The 14,785-nt window shown below is 73.9% G+C and carries 17 protein-coding genes and 1 riboswitch; of the genes, 11 read left to right on the forward strand and 6 right to left on the reverse strand.

Going from position 1 to position 14,785, the window contains the following annotated elements; translation table 11 throughout:
* Nucleotides 1-8 precede the first annotated feature (8 nt).
* Both ACQP26_RS22875 and fabF read left to right on the forward strand, forming a co-directional pair.
* The gene (locus ACQP26_RS22875) at nt 9-248 is read left to right on the forward strand and encodes an acyl carrier protein (RefSeq protein WP_433493959.1); all 240 of its coding nucleotides are present in this window, start codon (nt 9-11) and stop codon (nt 246-248) included.
* 2 nt (nt 249-250) lie between these two features.
* On the forward strand, nt 251-1,477 hold the full coding sequence (gene fabF / locus ACQP26_RS22880) for a beta-ketoacyl-ACP synthase II (RefSeq protein ID WP_269704704.1): 1,227 nt from the start codon (nt 251-253) through the stop codon (nt 1,475-1,477).
* Nucleotides 1,478-1,565: 88 nt separating this feature from the next.
* Here fabF and ACQP26_RS22885 read toward each other — a convergent pair whose 3' ends face one another.
* Genes ACQP26_RS22885 through ACQP26_RS22895 form a run of 3 tightly spaced genes read right to left on the reverse strand, consistent with a single transcriptional unit; the run spans nt 1,566 to nt 4,090 of the window.
* Nucleotides 1,566-1,787: a hypothetical protein gene (locus ACQP26_RS22885; protein WP_269704703.1), complete on the reverse strand. Its 222-nt coding sequence runs from the start codon at nt 1,785-1,787 to the stop codon at nt 1,566-1,568.
* A gap of 53 nt (nt 1,788-1,840) precedes the next feature.
* Nucleotides 1,841-3,565, reverse strand: a complete 1,725-nt coding sequence (locus tag ACQP26_RS22890) for a glycoside hydrolase family 3 protein (RefSeq protein ID WP_433493960.1) — start codon at nt 3,563-3,565, stop codon at nt 1,841-1,843.
* 33 nt (nt 3,566-3,598) lie between these two features.
* Nucleotides 3,599-4,090 (reverse strand): DUF3145 domain-containing protein, encoded by a 492-nt coding sequence (locus ACQP26_RS22895; RefSeq protein ID WP_030503630.1) that lies wholly within the window; start codon nt 4,088-4,090, stop codon nt 3,599-3,601.
* A gap of 329 nt (nt 4,091-4,419) precedes the next feature.
* Between ACQP26_RS22895 and ACQP26_RS22900 the strand changes: the two genes are divergently transcribed.
* Entirely contained in the window at nt 4,420-4,749 is a 330-nt protein-coding gene (locus tag ACQP26_RS22900; RefSeq protein ID WP_013287842.1) for a hypothetical protein, read from the forward strand.
* A gap of 37 nt (nt 4,750-4,786) precedes the next feature.
* Here ACQP26_RS22900 and ACQP26_RS22905 read toward each other — a convergent pair whose 3' ends face one another.
* Nucleotides 4,787-5,410: a carbonic anhydrase gene (locus tag ACQP26_RS22905; RefSeq protein WP_281577081.1), complete on the reverse strand. Its 624-nt coding sequence runs from the start codon at nt 5,408-5,410 to the stop codon at nt 4,787-4,789.
* 148 nt (nt 5,411-5,558) lie between these two features.
* Here ACQP26_RS22905 and ACQP26_RS22910 point away from each other — a divergent pair, with 148 nt between their 5' ends.
* The 4 genes from ACQP26_RS22910 (at nt 5,559) to ACQP26_RS22925 (ending at nt 11,082) form a co-directional block, all read left to right on the forward strand.
* The gene (locus ACQP26_RS22910; protein WP_433493961.1) at nt 5,559-6,473 is read left to right on the forward strand and encodes an alpha/beta fold hydrolase; all 915 of its coding nucleotides are present in this window, start codon (nt 5,559-5,561) and stop codon (nt 6,471-6,473) included.
* A gap of 124 nt (nt 6,474-6,597) precedes the next feature.
* The gene (locus tag ACQP26_RS22915; protein ID WP_433493962.1) at nt 6,598-8,715 is read left to right on the forward strand and encodes a HelD family protein; all 2,118 of its coding nucleotides are present in this window, start codon (nt 6,598-6,600) and stop codon (nt 8,713-8,715) included.
* A 94-nt stretch (nt 8,716-8,809) separates the two neighbouring features.
* Nucleotides 8,810-9,724, forward strand: a complete 915-nt coding sequence (locus tag ACQP26_RS22920) for a cation diffusion facilitator family transporter (RefSeq protein WP_269704698.1) — start codon at nt 8,810-8,812, stop codon at nt 9,722-9,724.
* Nucleotides 9,725-9,867: 143 nt separating this feature from the next.
* Nucleotides 9,868-9,998, forward strand: a riboswitch (cyclic di-AMP (ydaO/yuaA leader).
* Nucleotides 9,999-10,002: 4 nt separating this feature from the next.
* Entirely contained in the window at nt 10,003-11,082 is a 1,080-nt protein-coding gene (locus ACQP26_RS22925) for a coiled-coil domain-containing protein (RefSeq protein ID WP_269704697.1), read from the forward strand.
* Nucleotides 11,083-11,106: 24 nt separating this feature from the next.
* Here the strand turns inward: ACQP26_RS22925 and ACQP26_RS22930 are convergent, their stop codons facing one another.
* Both ACQP26_RS22930 and ACQP26_RS22935 read right to left on the reverse strand, forming a co-directional pair.
* Complete coding sequence (locus tag ACQP26_RS22930; protein ID WP_433493963.1) at nt 11,107-11,619, reverse strand: SRPBCC family protein; 513 nt, start codon at nt 11,617-11,619, stop codon at nt 11,107-11,109.
* 41 nt (nt 11,620-11,660) lie between these two features.
* Nucleotides 11,661-12,020 (reverse strand): STAS domain-containing protein, encoded by a 360-nt coding sequence (locus tag ACQP26_RS22935; RefSeq protein ID WP_013287849.1) that lies wholly within the window; start codon nt 12,018-12,020, stop codon nt 11,661-11,663.
* Between the two features lie 420 nt (nt 12,021-12,440).
* Here ACQP26_RS22935 and ACQP26_RS22940 point away from each other — a divergent pair, with 420 nt between their 5' ends.
* The 4 genes from ACQP26_RS22940 (at nt 12,441) to ACQP26_RS22955 (ending at nt 14,785) form a co-directional block, all read left to right on the forward strand.
* Entirely contained in the window at nt 12,441-12,845 is a 405-nt protein-coding gene (locus ACQP26_RS22940) for a hypothetical protein (RefSeq protein WP_269704695.1), read from the forward strand.
* A gap of 157 nt (nt 12,846-13,002) precedes the next feature.
* Nucleotides 13,003-13,677 carry a BON domain-containing protein gene (locus ACQP26_RS22945; protein WP_269704694.1) on the forward strand — a complete coding sequence of 225 codons (675 nt, stop codon included), beginning with the start codon at nt 13,003-13,005 and terminating at the stop codon, nt 13,675-13,677.
* A gap of 59 nt (nt 13,678-13,736) precedes the next feature.
* Complete coding sequence (locus ACQP26_RS22950) at nt 13,737-14,234, forward strand: redoxin domain-containing protein (protein WP_269704693.1); 498 nt, start codon at nt 13,737-13,739, stop codon at nt 14,232-14,234.
* Nucleotides 14,231-14,785 carry a DsbA family protein gene (locus ACQP26_RS22955; protein ID WP_269704692.1) on the forward strand — a complete coding sequence of 185 codons (555 nt, stop codon included), beginning with the start codon at nt 14,231-14,233 and terminating at the stop codon, nt 14,783-14,785. The genes ACQP26_RS22950 and ACQP26_RS22955 overlap by 4 nt, the downstream gene beginning before the upstream one ends.

The raw sequence follows: 14,785 nt of genomic DNA on the forward strand, positions 1-14,785 counted from the left end.
CAACCGCAATGACCCGTGACGAGATCACCGTCGGCCTCGCCGAGATCCTCGAAGAGGTTGCCGGGGTGAACCCGGACGACGTGGCCGAGGGGAAGTCCTTCACCGACGACCTCGATGTCGACTCGCTCTCCATGGTCGAGGTCGTGGTGGCGGCCGAGGAAAAGTTCGGCGTCAAGATCCCGGACAACGAGGTGCAGAACCTCAAGACCGTCGGAGACGCCGTCAGCTACATCGAGGCGCAGTCCTGATCATGAGTCGCCCCGACGTCGTCGTCACCGGGCTCGGCGCGACGACCCCGCTCGGCGGGGACGTCGCGTCGACCTGGGACGCCATGCTCGCCGGCCGCTCCGGGGTGAGTGCGCTCACCCAGGAGTGGGCCGCGGAACTGCCCGTCCGGATCGCCGCCCAGCTGGCGGTGGACCCGGCCGAGGTGCTGGACCGGGTGAAGCTGCGGCGGCTGGACCGCTCGGAGGCGATCGCCATCATCGCCGCCAGGCAGGCCTGGGCCGACGCCGGTCTGACCGACGCCGGACCGGACCCGGAGCGGCTGGCGGTGAGCGTCGGCTCGGGCATCGGCGGCGCCACCACCCTGCTCGCCCAGGACGACATCCTGGAGGCGTCCGGACCCCGGCGCGTCTCCCCGCACACCATCCCGATGCTCATGCCGAACGGCCCGGCCGCCTGGGTCGGGCTGGAGCTGGGCGCCAAGGCCGGCGTGCACACCGTCGCCAGCGCCTGCGCGACCGGCGCGGAGGCGATCGCGCTGGGGCTGGACATCATCCGCGCCGGCCGGGCCGACGTGGTGGTGGCCGGTGGCACCGAGGCGGTCATCCACCCGCTGCCGATCGCCGGCTTCAGCTCGATGCGGGCCATGTCGACCCGCAACGACGAGCCGGAGCGGGCCTCCCGGCCGTGGGACTCCGGTCGCGACGGCTTCGTGCTCGGTGAGGGCGCGGGCGTGGTGATCCTGGAGCGCGCCGACCACGCCGCCGCCCGGGGCGCCCGGGTGTACGCGCGCCTGGCCGGCGCGGGGATCACCTCGGACGCGTACGACATCGTGCAGCCGCACGCCGAGGGTGAGGGCGCCATCCGCGCCATCGCCCGGGCGGTCGCCGACGCGGACGTGGCCCGTACCGACATCGTGCACGTCAACGCGCACGCCACCTCCACCCCGGTCGGGGACATGCTGGAGATCGGCGCGCTGCGGCAGGCGGTCGGCGACCACCCGGTGCTCACCGCCACCAAGTCGATGACCGGGCACCTGCTCGGCGCGGCCGGCGCGCTGGAGTCGATCGCCACCATCCTGGCCATCCGGGACGGCGTGATCCCGCCGACGATCAACCTGGACGACCCGGACGAGGGCCTCACCCTGGACGTGGCCGCGCACAAGGCGCGTCACATGGAGATCCCGGCGGCGCTGAACAACGCGTTCGGCTTCGGCGGGCACAACGTGGCGCTGGTCTTCACCCGCCCCTGATGTAAGGAAGGGCCCCTTCTTAACAGCCGCTGTTAAGAAGGGGCCCTTCCTCTACCGCAGGCGTTAAAAAGGGGCCCTTCCTTACACCTCAGCCGCGGTTGCGGGGGTGTAGCCGGGCGGTCCGCTCGTTGCCCCGCCGGTAGTTGCCGGTCCACCGGGCCATGGCCAGCTGCGGGTCGTCGCCGACCTCGGCCAGGAACTGCGCCGCCCGGCCGCCGCGCAGCGTGCCGGCGACCCGGCCGTGATGCGTGATCACCACCGTGCCGTCGCCGCGCTCGACGTACCGGAATCCCTGCGCCGCCTCTCCCATGGGCGCCACCCTGCCAGCCGGCCGCCCGGGCCGCACCCGAGTTACGGCGGCGGTCAGGTCCGGCAGGTGGTGGCCGGCAGACCGGAGACCGGCACCGGGGAGCGACCGGCCGGGCGGGCCTTGCCGGCGAGCACAGCCGCCAGCCCGGTCATCGAGGCGCGGGTGGACGAGTAGGTCGCCATCAGCGTCGGGGACTTCGCCCCGGACAGCACGTACGGCGTGTCCATCGCCACCGTCACGGCGGCGTCGGCGCGCAGGTCCTTCGCGCCGTCGCCGTACCCGACCAGGTGCACCACGGTGCCGCCGGAGGGCACGACCTTGACCCCGGCCGCAGTGAGCGCCTCGGTCAGCAGTTTGCGGGTGCGCTCCCGGCCGCCGGAGGAGGTCACGCTCACCGGGCCGGTCACCGCGCCGCCGCACTTGCCGCGCAGCACCGTCACGGCGGCGGTCGCCAGGTCGTCGGCGGCCTTGCGGTGCGCGGCGCCGTCGAGCGTGGACAGCGCCGGGGTGTCCCGCCCGGCCAGCCGGAACTTCATGGTCAGCACGCGGGTGACCGCCTCGACCAGGCGGGCGCGGGGCAGTGAGCCGTCCTTGAGCGCGGCGCGCAGCCCGTCGTACGCCTGGGTGACGTTCGGCGTCATCAGGATGAGGTCGTTGCCGGCGTTGAGCGCGCGTACGGCGGCCTCGCCCGGTGACCACTTCTTCGCCGGGGCCATGTTCATCCCGTCGGTGATCACCACGCCCTGGAAGCCGAGCTGGCCACGGAGCACGTCGGTGAGCAGCTTGCGGGAGAAGGTGGCGGCGGTGCCCGGGTCGACGGCCTTGACGTCCAGGTGGGCCGACATCACCGCCATCGCCCCGGCGCCGATGCCGGCGCGGAACGGCGGGAACGCGATCCGGTCCAGGTCGGCGCGGGACTGCTTGATCACGGGCAGCTCGGTGTGCGAGTCCTCGGCGCTCAGGCCGTGCCCGGGGAAGTGCTTGACGGCGGCGCCGACGCCCTCGGCCTGCAGGCCGCGAACCGCGCCGGCCACCTGCGGGGACGCGGTCGCCGGGTCGGCGCCGAAGGACCGGGAGCCGATCACCGTGCTGCGGGTGGCGAGCACGTCGGCGACCGGCGCGAAGTCGAGGTTGATGCCCATCGCGGCCAGTTCGGCCCCGGCGGCCCGCCAGGCGGCCTCGGTGAGTGCCGGGTTCCCGGCGGCGCCGGCGGCGAGCGGGCTGGGCAGCAGCGTCACCCCGTCGGTGATCCGGGTGACCACGCCGTACTCCTGGTCGGTGCCGATCAGGAACGGCGCGGCGCCGGCGGGCAGCTTGCCGGCGGCGGCGCGCAGCCCGTCGGTGAGCGCGCGGACCTGCTTCGGGTTGTCGACGTTCGTGGTGGCCTGGTTGCCCGAGGTCGGGTCGTCGGCGCTGAAGCCGACCAGGATCAGGCCGCCGAGCCGGTACTTCGCGACCATCTCGGCGGGGGTGTCGACCCCGGCGAGCGCCCGGTTCCCGGCCGCCGAGCCGGCCGACACCTTGGTCGCCGAACTGCCGTACGCGTAGGGCATCAGCACCTGCCCGACCAGGTCCTCGTCGCTCAACGTGCCGACGAGCGCGGCCGCGCGGACGGCCGGGTCGGCGGCCGGCTGGTCACTCGGCGCGGGCGCGGCCGACGACGGCGCCGGGCTCGTCGGGGCGGGCCGGGGCCGGTCCGGCCCGTCCGAGCACCCGGAGACGAGCAGCGCGGTCAGTGCGGCGAGCGCGACGGCGGAGCGGCGCGGGGAAATCGACACGCGGCCCACCGTATCGGGGCAACTCGGCCCCCGTCACCCGACCCGGGTGAGCAGCGTCACCGGCGCACCGTCGCCGGCGTACCGGTAGGGCTCCAGTTCGGCGTCCCAGGCGGTGCCGAGCGCCTTGTCCAGGGCGTGCGCGAGCGCCTCCGGGCCGCGCGCGGCGGCCATCAGGCTGCGGAGCCGGTCCTCGCCGAGCTGGATGTCGCCGGCCGCGCCGACCGCGGCGCGGAACAGGCCCCGGCCCGGTACGTACATGAAGCGCTCGCCGTCGACGCCGGGACTGGGTTCCTCGGTGACCTCGAAGCGGATCATGGGCCACTGCCGGAGGGCAGCGGCCAGCTCCGCGCCGGTCCCCGGGCTGCCGGTCCAGCCGCACTCGGCGCGACGGGCGCCCGGATCGGCGGGCTGCGCCGTCCAGTGCAGGTTGACCGGCGCGGCGAGGACGCGCGCGATCGCCCACTCGACGTGCGAGCACACGGCGAGCGGGGTCGAGTGGACGTATACGACGCCACGCGTTGGCACGGTGACCTCCCGGTGAGCCGAGGTGCGTCTTCCCCTACGACCTCGTCCTACCGAGTGGTACCTGGCACACATGATGACCCGTGTGACTGGTGGTGCGCCAGCGAATCGGAAAATTCGCCGGACCCCGGAGGCGGGAAATACCCGGGTGGTGGACCCGGTTATGCCCTCTGACGCCGCGACGACCAGCCAGGTGTCGTGGTCGTGTACAGTTCTCTGGGCGGTTCTCTGTGCCGCCGTACATCTTCGCGGGCCGGCGCCCACCCGGGCGTCATCCGCACAGCCCCCGGACGGCCTTCCGTCCCCACCGTACGTCTGCAAGGAGTACCTCCGTGGCGAGCAACACCTCTAAGACCGCGCGCGCGTCCGTCCGGGCCGGCCAGGCTGGCCAGGGTGGCGCCCTCAGCGTGCTGGGCGAGTTCAAGTACCTGATCCCGCTCAACGGCGGCAAGCACGCCTACGTGCGCAACCTGACCAACGGCAAGACCGCGCACCTGCGCACCGACTCCGACGCCTTCGTCGAGGAGATCCGGGTGCTGGCCGCCGCCGGCCACGCCGCCAAGATCCGCGCCGAGATCAACGGCCTGGCCGCGTCCTACCCGGACCACGGCTGGGACGCCACCGAGAAGCGCCTGGTCGAGGCCGGCGTCTTCGAGGGCTGAGCGCCCTCACCCGCACCACCGCGACCGCCCGCCGGGATCACCCCGGCGGGCGGTTTCGCGTCTCCTCCCGCGGCAGCAGCGTGACCTCGCCCGTGGCCAGGTCGTAGAGCGCGCCCTCCACCGCCAGTTCGCCGGCCGCCACCGCCCCGGCCAGCCGGTCGTCGGCGCGCAACGCGGCCACCGTGCGCCGGACGTGGCGGCGGATCGCCAGCGGGTGCGCGTCCGGGTCGTCCACCCCGACGTCGGTGACCGCCGGGGCGATCCGGTCCACCACGTACGCCAGGTCCCCGCCGGGCCGCCGCCCGGTGCGCAGCGCCTCGACGGTGGAGCCGACCGCGCCGCAGCGCTCGTGGCCCAGCACCATCACCAGGCGTACGCCGAGCTGCTCCACCACGTACTCGATCGAGCCCCGCACGGCCCGATCCAGCACGTGCCCGCCGGTGCGGATCACGCAGATCGAACCGAACGTCTGGTCGAAGATCGCCTCCAACGGCACGCGGGAGTCGATGCAGCCCAGCACCACCGCGTACGGCTGCTGGTCGCCGGAGGCCACCGCCGCGGCGGCGGTGACGTCGTGCCCGTGCACCGGCTGGCCGCTGACGAAGCGGCGGTTCCCGGCGAGCAGCTCGGCCAGCGCGGCGCGCGGACTGGTGGACGGCATGCCTCCCAGCCTGGTCACCGATCCGACGCCGTGGGCCCGGACGGGAATCTTCTCTCCGGGCCGGTTGCCGTGGTCTCATGGCGGGTAACGCCGGTGTCACCGCCGGGTCATCCGGTGGACACACACCGGTGGGCCCGGGAGGTGGACGATGCCGGACCTGGAACTGCGGCTCCCCGACGACGTACGCCTGCACGTAACCGTCACCGGGCCGGTCGACGCCGAGGTCACCGCGGTCCTGCTGCACGGCTGGACGCTGGACGGGCGCAGCTGGCACCGCCAGGTCGCCGAGCTGCGGGAACGCTTCGGCGGCCGGATCCGGGTGGTCACCTACGACGCGCGCGGCCACGGCCGGTCGAGCTGCCTGGCGCTGCGCGACGCCACCCTCGCCCAGCTCGGTGACGACCTGGCGGCGGTGGTCGACGAGATCGTCCCGTCCGGGCCGGTCGTCCTGGTCGGGCACTCGATGGGCGGCATGACCGTGATGGAGTACGCCCACCGCCACCCCGACCGGTTCGCCGCCCGGACCGCCGGGCTGGTCTTCGTCTCCACCACCGCCGAGGGGCACACCCACACCGCGTACGGCCTCTCCCCTCGGATCACCCGGCTGATCCGCCTGGCCGAGACCACCGGCGCCGGGGTGCTGGCCCGCTGCGGCGGCTGGCGGCCCCCGCACGCGCTGCTGCGCGCCCTGCGCCCGAGCATCCGCTGGATGCTGTTCGGCGACCGCTGCGACCCGGCGGACATCCGGCTGGTCACCTCGGCGGTGGCCCGGGCCACGCTGCGCTCGATCGGTGGTTTCCGCGCCTCGATCGGCGCCCAGCACCGGCTGGAGACGCTGGCCGCGCTCGGCGTGCTGCCGGCCGCCGCGCTGGTCGGGGACCGGGACCGGCTCACCCCGCCGCCGTGCGCCGAGTCCATCGCGGCGGCGCTGCCCACCACGGAGCTGACCGTCTGCCCGGGTGCCGGGCACATGCTGATGATGGAGCGCCCCGACGAGGTGAACGCGGCCCTCGCCGGCGTGCTGGACCGGGTGCTGGCCGACCGCCCGGCGACCCGCCTCTGAGCGTCTCCCGCCCGCGAGCGGGGCAGACGTACGCCACGTGCGCGGCATGCCCCGATGTGCCGGTTGCCGGCGGCCCGTACCCTCATTCAGCCCGCCGTGCCCTCCGAACACAGGAGCATCCGCGTTGACCGACCAGACCACGCTGGACCGGGAGATCGCCGCCGAGCAGCGTCACCTCGACCGGGTGTACGCCCGGCTGGCCGAACTGCGCCGGTCCGCGGCCGACGCCGAGCGGGAGGGCTACCGGCTGGCCCGGGTCGGGAACTTCGGCGCGCTGGTCGAGCGGGACGCGATGGTCTTCCACGCCGCCCAGCGCCGGCACGTGCTGGACGCCGAGCACGAGGGCCTGGTGTTCGGCCGGCTGGACCTGCGGACCGGTCAGGTGCTGCACGTCGGCCGCCTCGGTGTGCGGGGCGTGGACGCGGAGACGCTGGTGGTGGACTGGCGGGCGCCCGCCGCCGCCGCGTTCTACCAGGCGACGCCCGCCGAGCCGCGCGGCGTGGTGCGCCGGCGCACGATCCAGTCCGCCTCGGAGAAGGTCACCCGGATCGAGGACGACCTGCTGGACCCGGAGGCCGCGCCGCCGGACATGGCGGTGGTCGGTGACGGGGCGCTGCTGGCCACGCTGTCCCGGGCCACCGGCCGTGGCATGCGGGACATCGTCGCCACCATCCAGCGCGAGCAGGACGAGGCGATCCGCTCCCCCGGCAACGGCGTCACGATCGTCTCCGGCGGCCCGGGCACCGGCAAGACGGCGGTGGCGCTGCACCGGGCCGCGTACCTGCTCTACTCCGACCGGGCCCGGTACGCCGGCGGCGGCATCCTGGTGGTCGGCCCGTCCGGCGTGTTCGTCGAGTACATCGCCTCGGTGCTGCCCTCGCTCGGCGAGGAGACCGCCACGCTGCGCTCGCTCGGCTCGCTGTTCCCCGGCCTGTCCGCGTCCCGCACCGACCCGCCGGACGTGGCGGCGGTGAAGGGATCGCTGCGGATGCGCCGGGTGCTGGAACGCGCGGTCCGCGACGCGGTGCCGGACTCCCCGGCCGAGTTGCGCCTGCTGTACCGGGGTGAGCTGCTGCGCCTGGAACGCCCCGCGCTGGACGCGATCCGGGACCGGACGCTCGCCCGTGGGGCGCGCCGCAACGAGGTACGCCGGGCGGCGTTCGACGCCGTCCTGGCCGCGCTCTACGCCCAGGCCCGCACGCTGCGGTTGGGCCGGCTGCCGGAGCAGCCCGCGTTCGAGGACGAGATCATCGAGCGGCCGGAGTTCCGGGAGTTCCTCAAGGCGTGGTGGCCCCGGCTGCACCCACGGCACGTGCTGGACTGGCTGGCACGCCCGGACCGGCTGCGCCGCTACGCCGGGGGCGTCCTCTCCTCGGCGGAGATCCGGCTGCTCGCCGACGCGTACCGGAGCCTCGGCACCGAGGGGCTGACGGTGGCCGACATCGCGCTGCTGGACGAGCTGGACGCGCTGCTCGGCAAGCCGGTGCAGCGGGCCCGGCCCAAGCGCGATCCGTACCAGCTCGCCGGTGGCGTGCGCGAGCTGAGCACGTACGCCGACCGGCAGCGTGCCGCCCGCGCGGCGGCGCGGGAGCGTCCGGCCGACTACCGCGACTACGCGCACGTGGTGGTCGACGAGTCGCAGGACGTCTCGCCGATGCAGTGGCGGATGATCGGCCGGCGCGGCCGGCTGGCGTCCTGGACGGTGGTCGGTGACCCGGCGCAGACGGCCTGGACGGGCGATCCGCAGGAGCTGGACCGTGCCCGCGACCAGGCGCTGGGGCGGCGCAAGCGGCACCGCTACGAGTTGACCACCAACTACCGCAACTCGGCGGAGATCTTCGCGGTGGCGGCGGCGGAGATCCGCCGCCTGTACCCGGATCTGCCGCTGCCCGACGCGGTGCGGTCCACGGGCGTGCCGCCGGTGGAGCGTACGGTGCCCGCCGCCGACCTGCCGGCGGCCACGGTCGAGGCGGCCGAGGCGCTGCTCGCGCAGGTGGAGGGCACCGTCGGTGTGATCACGCCGGTGCCGCGCCGGGACGAGGTGGCCGGCTGGCTGGGCGCGCTCGGCACGGGCCGCCTCCAGGTGGTGACCAGCCTCCAGGCCAAGGGCATGGAGTACGACGGCGTGGTGCTGGTGGCGCCGAGCGAGATCCGGGCCGACCCGGGCTCGGGCGTACGCACGCTCTACGTCGCGCTGTCCCGCGCCACCCAGCGCCTCACCACGCTCGATCCGGTGGGGTGAGTGGCCGCGTCGGCGCCACCCACAGTTCACTTGCATACATAGCGATGTGAACATACATTGAGCCTGGCCGGTACGGGGCAGGGAAGGTGTTGGCGTGGGCGCAGGTCATGACCACAGCGGCGCGGTGGCCAACGCGGCACACCGCCACCGGGGCCGCCTCTGGGCCGCCTTCGCGCTGCTCGCCGCCCTCATGGTGGTCGAGGCGGTGGCCGCCTTCACGACCGGATCGCTCGCGCTGCTCTCCGACGCCGGGCACATGTTCACCGACGTCCTCGGCATCGGCATGGCGCTCGCCGCGATCTCCGCCACCCGCCGCGCCGGCACCGACCCGCAGCGCACGTTCGGGCTCTACCGGCTGGAGGTGCTCGCCGCCCTCGCCAACGCCGTACTGCTCGGCGCCGTCGCGGTCTACGTCCTCATCGAGGCGGTACGCCGGTTCGGCGAGCCGCCGGAGGTGCTGGCCGGCCCGATGCTCGTGGTGGCGGTGCTCGGCCTGCTCGCCAACATCGTCGCGTTCGCGCTGCTGCGCGCCGGGTCGAAGGAGAGCATCAACCTGCGCGGGGCGTACCTGGAGGTGCTCGGCGACCTGCTCGGCTCGCTCGGCGTGATCGCCGCCGCGTTGATCATCACGGTCACCGACTGGTGGTGGGCCGACCCGCTCGTCGCCGTCGGCATCGGCGTGTTCATCCTGCCGCGCACCTGGCGGCTCGGCCGGGCCGCGGTCCGCATCCTGGTGCAGGCCGCGCCGGAACACCTCCAGGTCACCGCCGTGCACGACCGGCTGGCCGCCGTGCCGGGTGTGGCCGAGGTGCACGACCTGCACGTCTGGACGCTCACCTCGGGCATGGAGGTGGCCTCGGCGCACCTGACCACCGACCCGGGCGTGGACCCGGCCGGGGTGCTGGCCGCCGCGCGGGCCGCCCTGCACGAGGACTTCTCCATCGATCACGCCACGTTGCAGGTCGAGCCCGGAGCGTCAGCCGGAGTGTGCGGAAAGACCGAGTGGTGATTAGGACAGACTTAAATCACTGTGACTGTTGTAGTCTTATGCCGGTTTTGCCCCGCCTAGTGGCATTGCTCGACGGAGCCGTGCCCGGGCAGCGCCGGTAGTCTCGGTCGCGGCCGCACCCGCGGGCGCCACCGGCCCCGGTGGGGCGGCCGTCGCCTAATCGTCCGCAGGGGCGAGCCGGGGAACCACGTACGTGGGGTGCATCCGCGTCAGCGGTAGGGATCTTCCGTCCCGAACCCGTCAGCTAACCCGGTCGGCGTTGACGGAAGGACGTGTGAATGCCCCCAGTGGCACCTGTACGACGGACGGCCGCCCGGTTGGCGGCCCTGCTCGTCGCGACGCTGGCCCTCGGCGTCGCGACCGTTCCGGTCTCCCCCGCCTCCGCGGCGCCGGCGACCGGCCTGCTCGCCGCCGCACCCGGCGGCGACGACGAGGGCGGCACGCCGGAACTGCGCGCCCAGCTCGACGCGGCCAGCAAGGGCTGGCTGGAGGCGAAAGCCGCGCTGAACCGGTCGGTGACCCGCCAGAAGCAACTGAACGACCAGCTCAAGACCGTCGGCGCCGAGCTGGCCGTACGCGACGCCAAGGTCGGCGAGATCGCCGCGGTGGCGTACCGCAACGGCCGCCTGGGCACCGCCGGGGCGCTGCTCGGCAGCAGCAGCCCGGAGGGCTTCATGGACCGGGCCGCCGCGCTGGAGCAGGTCGCCGCGCACGAGGACCGTACGCTGCGCGACCTGATCACCACCCGGGACGAGGCCACCCGCACCCGTGCCCAGCTCGACGGGGAGATCCGCGAGCAGCGCAAGCAGGTCGCGGTGATGGGCAAGCGCAAGGAGCAGGCCGAGCGCGCCCTGGAGGTCGCCAACGACCGCGCCTCGCGCAGCAGCACCAGCGGCGGTGGCAGCGTCCAGGGCACCTCCAACAAGAACGCGAAGCCGGCGCCACGCAACTCGGACGGCTCCTGGCCGTCGGAGTCGTGCAGCGTCAACGACCCGACCCCGGCGAACGGCTGCATCACCCCGCGCACGTTGCACGCGCTGCAACAGGCAAAGGCGGCGGGCTTCACCCGGTACGTCTCGTGCCATCGACCCAGCGGCTCGGGTGAGCACCCGAAGGGGCGGGCCTGCGACTTCGCCGCGCAGAAGAACGGCTTCGGCGGCGTGGCCAGCGGCGGTGACCGGACGTACGGCAACAACCTGGCCGCGTACTTCGTGCGCAACGCCGACCCGCTCGCCGTGCTCTACGTGATCTGGTTCAAGCAGATCTGGCTGCCCAGCAGCGGGTGGAAGTCGTACAGCGGCGGCAACGGCGACCCGTCCAGCGACCACACCAACCACGTGCACCTGTCGGTGTACTGAGCGCGCCCGGAAGGGGCGGCCGGATCAGGCCGGCCGCCCCTCCAGGGTCGCCCCGAGACGCGCCGCCAGGCCCAGGTGAGCCGCCCGGGCCTGGCGGAACGCGTACCCGAACAGCGGTGCCGGTGCGGTGAGCGTGATCTCCACGTCGATGCGTACCGTGCCGTCCGGCTCGTCGCGCAGGCGGGTGTGGTTGCGGACCGTCGTCGCGGGTTGCTGACGCGCCACGGTGACGACCTCGTCCTCGCCGGCGATCAGCACGTCCGCCTGGTACGTGACCGGGAAGTGCATCGGGCCGAGTTGCAGCCGGTCGGTGATCGCGTAGCTGGCCAGCGCGCCCGGCCGGGCCGGCAGCTTCCGGACCCGGACGATCAGCGGATGCAGCTCGCCCTGGCGACTCAGGTCACCCAGTAGCGCCACCGCTTCGGCCCGGGTGCACCGGGCCTGCACGGTGTAGCTGAAGCTGTCGCTGCTCTGCAAGCGGGCCCCCTCGCCGTCGTGCGTCGCGACGATCGTCCCGTACCGACGCCGGACTGGCAACGGGTAGAAGGTCCCCTGGCAGCAGGGGGTGTGGACGGCGCTCAGGCGCCGGGCAGCACCTCGGGGGTGTCGTCGGCGAACCACGGCTCGGGCGCGCCGAACAGGCCGAGCAGGCCGGTCACCCAGAGCTGCCGGTGCACGAACCGGCTCGGCTCGGTGACCACGAGCTTGACGCCGCTGACCTCGCAGGTCTGGAAGCCCGCGACCATGGCGCTGATGCCGACCGAGTCGATGAACGTGACGAGCCGCATGTTCAGCTCGATTCGCGAGGGACGGCCCTTCGCGAGCACCTCGGCGATCGCTTCCCGCACCTCGTACGCGGTGTCGACGTCGATCTCCCCACGGGGCGCGATCTGGACGACACCACCCGGCCGCACCGACTTCACGATCGACAGGCTCACGCGAGCACCTCCACTCGCCCATGACGGGCGCCTCATCAGTACGCGGGCCGCGACCGAGAGTATTCCTCCAACGGCCCGGTCGCCACCCCCCGGGATGAGCAATTCGCGAACTGGGCACACCTGGGCGTACCCAATCCGGACCTCCGGGTTCCAGTTTCCCCTGTTTGGCGGGTCGCGGCCAACCGTGCGACCGGGCGGGCCCGCCGATCCGCCGACCAGGGTAGCGGGCGCACGCACGTCCCGTCGGCACCGGTCCCGGCGCGTTCGAGTGGTTCGTCCCGTTCGCTGTCCGGCCTGCCCGTGACGCCCGCCTGGTTTGCCGCGCCCGCCCGTGGGGCACTGCCCGAGACAGTGAACCCGCCGGATGGACACCGGAGTCCGAAGTGGCCGCCGGCCTTCGGCACCCGAGGAGGTAGAACGATGTTCGGATCCAACCTGCTGGACCGCCGGGGCAAGGCCGAGCGGGTCGCCGACCAGGCGTGGCAGAACCTGCTCTCCGCCGTCGGTTCCGCCGGTGACAGCGTGCGCGACGCCACCCGGACCGCCCGCCGCAGCTCCTCCGGCCTGGCCGACGACGCCACCGACCTGGTCGGCTCCGCCGCCGAGGAGGCACGCCGCCGGGCCTCCCTCGCCTTCGACGCGCTCGCCGGCCGCCGGCCCGCGCTGCCGTGGACGCTGCTGATCGCGGCGGCGCTGGCGGGCGCGGCGATCGGCTGGGCCGCCGGCACCGCGGCACGCGCCGCCGGCAGCCGGGACCGCGCCGCGGACGAGATCGAGTTCGTGGACGTGGACCGGCCGAACTCCCCGGCCGGCCTGGACGGCTGACCCACGTACGACCCGACGACGGCCGCTCCCGGGACTCCCGGGGGCGGCCGTCGTGCTGCCTCACCCCGGCCGGGTGAGGGCCGCTCACCCGGGACGCGCGCAGGATCGCGGGTGCGGGACACGTGCCCGCGCCGCGATCGACGGGAGGGAGAGCCGGATGGCCACCGACACGATCACCCGTACCGACCGGGACATCCAGTCCGCCGTGCTCGACGAGCTGACCTGGGAGCCGCGGGTCGGCCCGGACGAGATCGGGGTGACCGTCACCGAGGGCGTGGTGACGCTCACCGGCCGGGTGGACAGCTACGCCAAGAAGTGGGCCGCCGAGCGGGCCGCGCACCGCGTCTTCCGGGTCCGCGCCGTCGCCAACGACCTCGCCGTCCGGATCGACACCGCGGCCGGGCGGGAGGATCCGGAGATCGCCGTCGCGGCCGTACGGGCGCTGGAGTGGGACGCTTTCGTGCCGATCGAGGCGTTGCAGGTGACGGTGGCCGACGGCTGGGTCACGCTGCACGGCGAGGTCGAGTGGGAGTACCAGCGGCGGGCCGCCGAACGGTCGGTCGCGCGCCTCACCGGCGTGTGCGGGGTGAGCAACGGCATCGCCGTGCGCCCCGCGGTGCACCCCGACGGCCGTGACCTGGCCGAGCGGATCGTGGACGCGCTGGCCCGCAACCGCGCCACCGAGGCCGAGGAGGTCGACGTGCGGGTGCACGGCGACACGGTGCTGCTGGACGGGCAGGTCCACTCGGCCGTCGAACGCGAGGAGATCGAGCGGGTGGTGTGGAACGCCCCCGGCATCCGGGAGGTGCACAACCACCTCGTCGTGCGCTGACCGGAACCACCCCGCCCGGGTGAGCCCGCCTCACCCGGGCCGGGGCCATGGTGGGAGGCATGAGTGATCCGAACGGGCTGATCACACCGGGCCAGGACGCGCCCCGGTTCACGCTGCCGGCGGCGCCGGACGGGCGCGAGACGGGCCCCGGGCAGTTCCGGGGCCGTCCCGTGGTGCTGGCGTTCTACCCGGCGGACTGGTCACCGGTCTGCGGCGAGCAGATGACCCTGTACCAAGCCGCCCTGCCCGAGCTGGAGCGGTACGACGCGGTGCTGCTGGGCATCTCGGTGGACAGCGTCGACTCGCACCGGGCGTTCGCGGAGAGCCGGGGCATCCGGTTCCCGCTGCTCGCCGACTTCGAGCCCAAGGGTGAGGTGTCGCGCCGGTACGGGGCGTACGCGCCGCGCGGGCAGTCGGACCGGGCACTGGTGGTCGTCGACCCGGACGGCCGGGTGGCCTGGAGTCACCTGTCCCCGCCCGAGGTGAACCCGGGTGTGGACGGCATCCTCGACGCGCTCGAACAGCTGGACGCGGATCGGCGGGTGAGTGCCCGATGACCACACCACTCCAGGTCACCACCGCGCGGCTGCGGATCCCGGTGACCGAACGCGACCACGTCCGCGGGCCGGTGGACGCGCCGGTCACGATCGTCGAGTACGGCGACTTCCAGTGCCGGTTCTGCGGCGCCGCGTACCCGAACCTGGCCGAGGTGCTGCGCCAGCGGGCCGAGGTGGTGCGGCTGGCGTACCGGCACTTCCCGATCACCAACGTCCACCCGTACGCGGAGAGCGCCGCGGAGACCGCCGAGGCCGCCGCGGCGCGGGGCCGGTTCTGGGAGATGTACGACTGGCTCTACCAGCACCAGGACCAGCTCGACCCGGTGCACCTGTCGCTGGGCGTCGAGCAGATCGGCCTGTCGCCGGAGGAGATCGCCGGTGAGGTCGGCCGGCAGGAGTACGCCGACCGGGTCCGGCAGGACTTCGTCGGCGGCATCCGCAGCGGCGTCAACGGCACCCCGACGTTGTTCGTCAACGACGTCCGCCACGACGGCGGCTACGACCTGGCCGAACTGCTCGCCGTGGTCGACGCCGCCGCCGACGAGGGCTGA

The sequence above is a fragment of the Micromonospora sp. CA-248089 genome (assembly GCF_050948515.1).
Classification (GTDB): domain Bacteria; phylum Actinomycetota; class Actinomycetes; order Mycobacteriales; family Micromonosporaceae; genus Micromonospora.

Bases quoted from the DNA above. Each gene is read 5' to 3' on its own strand.
- fabF (WP_269704704.1), top strand. From the start codon at position 251: ATGAGTCGCCCCGACGTCGTCGTCACCGGGCTCGGCGCGACGACCCCG.
- ACQP26_RS22955 (WP_269704692.1), top strand. From the start codon at position 14,231: ATGACCACACCACTCCAGGTCACCACCGCGCGGCTGCGGATCCCGGTG.
- ACQP26_RS22905 (WP_281577081.1), bottom strand. From the start codon at position 5,410: ATGCCGTCCACCAGTCCGCGCGCCGCGCTGGCCGAGCTGCTCGCCGGG.
- ACQP26_RS22940 (WP_269704695.1), top strand. From the start codon at position 12,441: ATGTTCGGATCCAACCTGCTGGACCGCCGGGGCAAGGCCGAGCGGGTC.
- ACQP26_RS22945 (WP_269704694.1), top strand. From the start codon at position 13,003: ATGGCCACCGACACGATCACCCGTACCGACCGGGACATCCAGTCCGCC.
- ACQP26_RS22925 (WP_269704697.1), top strand. From the start codon at position 10,003: ATGCCCCCAGTGGCACCTGTACGACGGACGGCCGCCCGGTTGGCGGCC.
- ACQP26_RS22885 (WP_269704703.1), bottom strand. From the start codon at position 1,787: ATGGGAGAGGCGGCGCAGGGATTCCGGTACGTCGAGCGCGGCGACGGC.
- ACQP26_RS22875 (WP_433493959.1), top strand. From the start codon at position 9: ATGACCCGTGACGAGATCACCGTCGGCCTCGCCGAGATCCTCGAAGAG.
- ACQP26_RS22950 (WP_269704693.1), top strand. From the start codon at position 13,737: ATGAGTGATCCGAACGGGCTGATCACACCGGGCCAGGACGCGCCCCGG.
- ACQP26_RS22910 (WP_433493961.1), top strand. From the start codon at position 5,559: ATGCCGGACCTGGAACTGCGGCTCCCCGACGACGTACGCCTGCACGTA.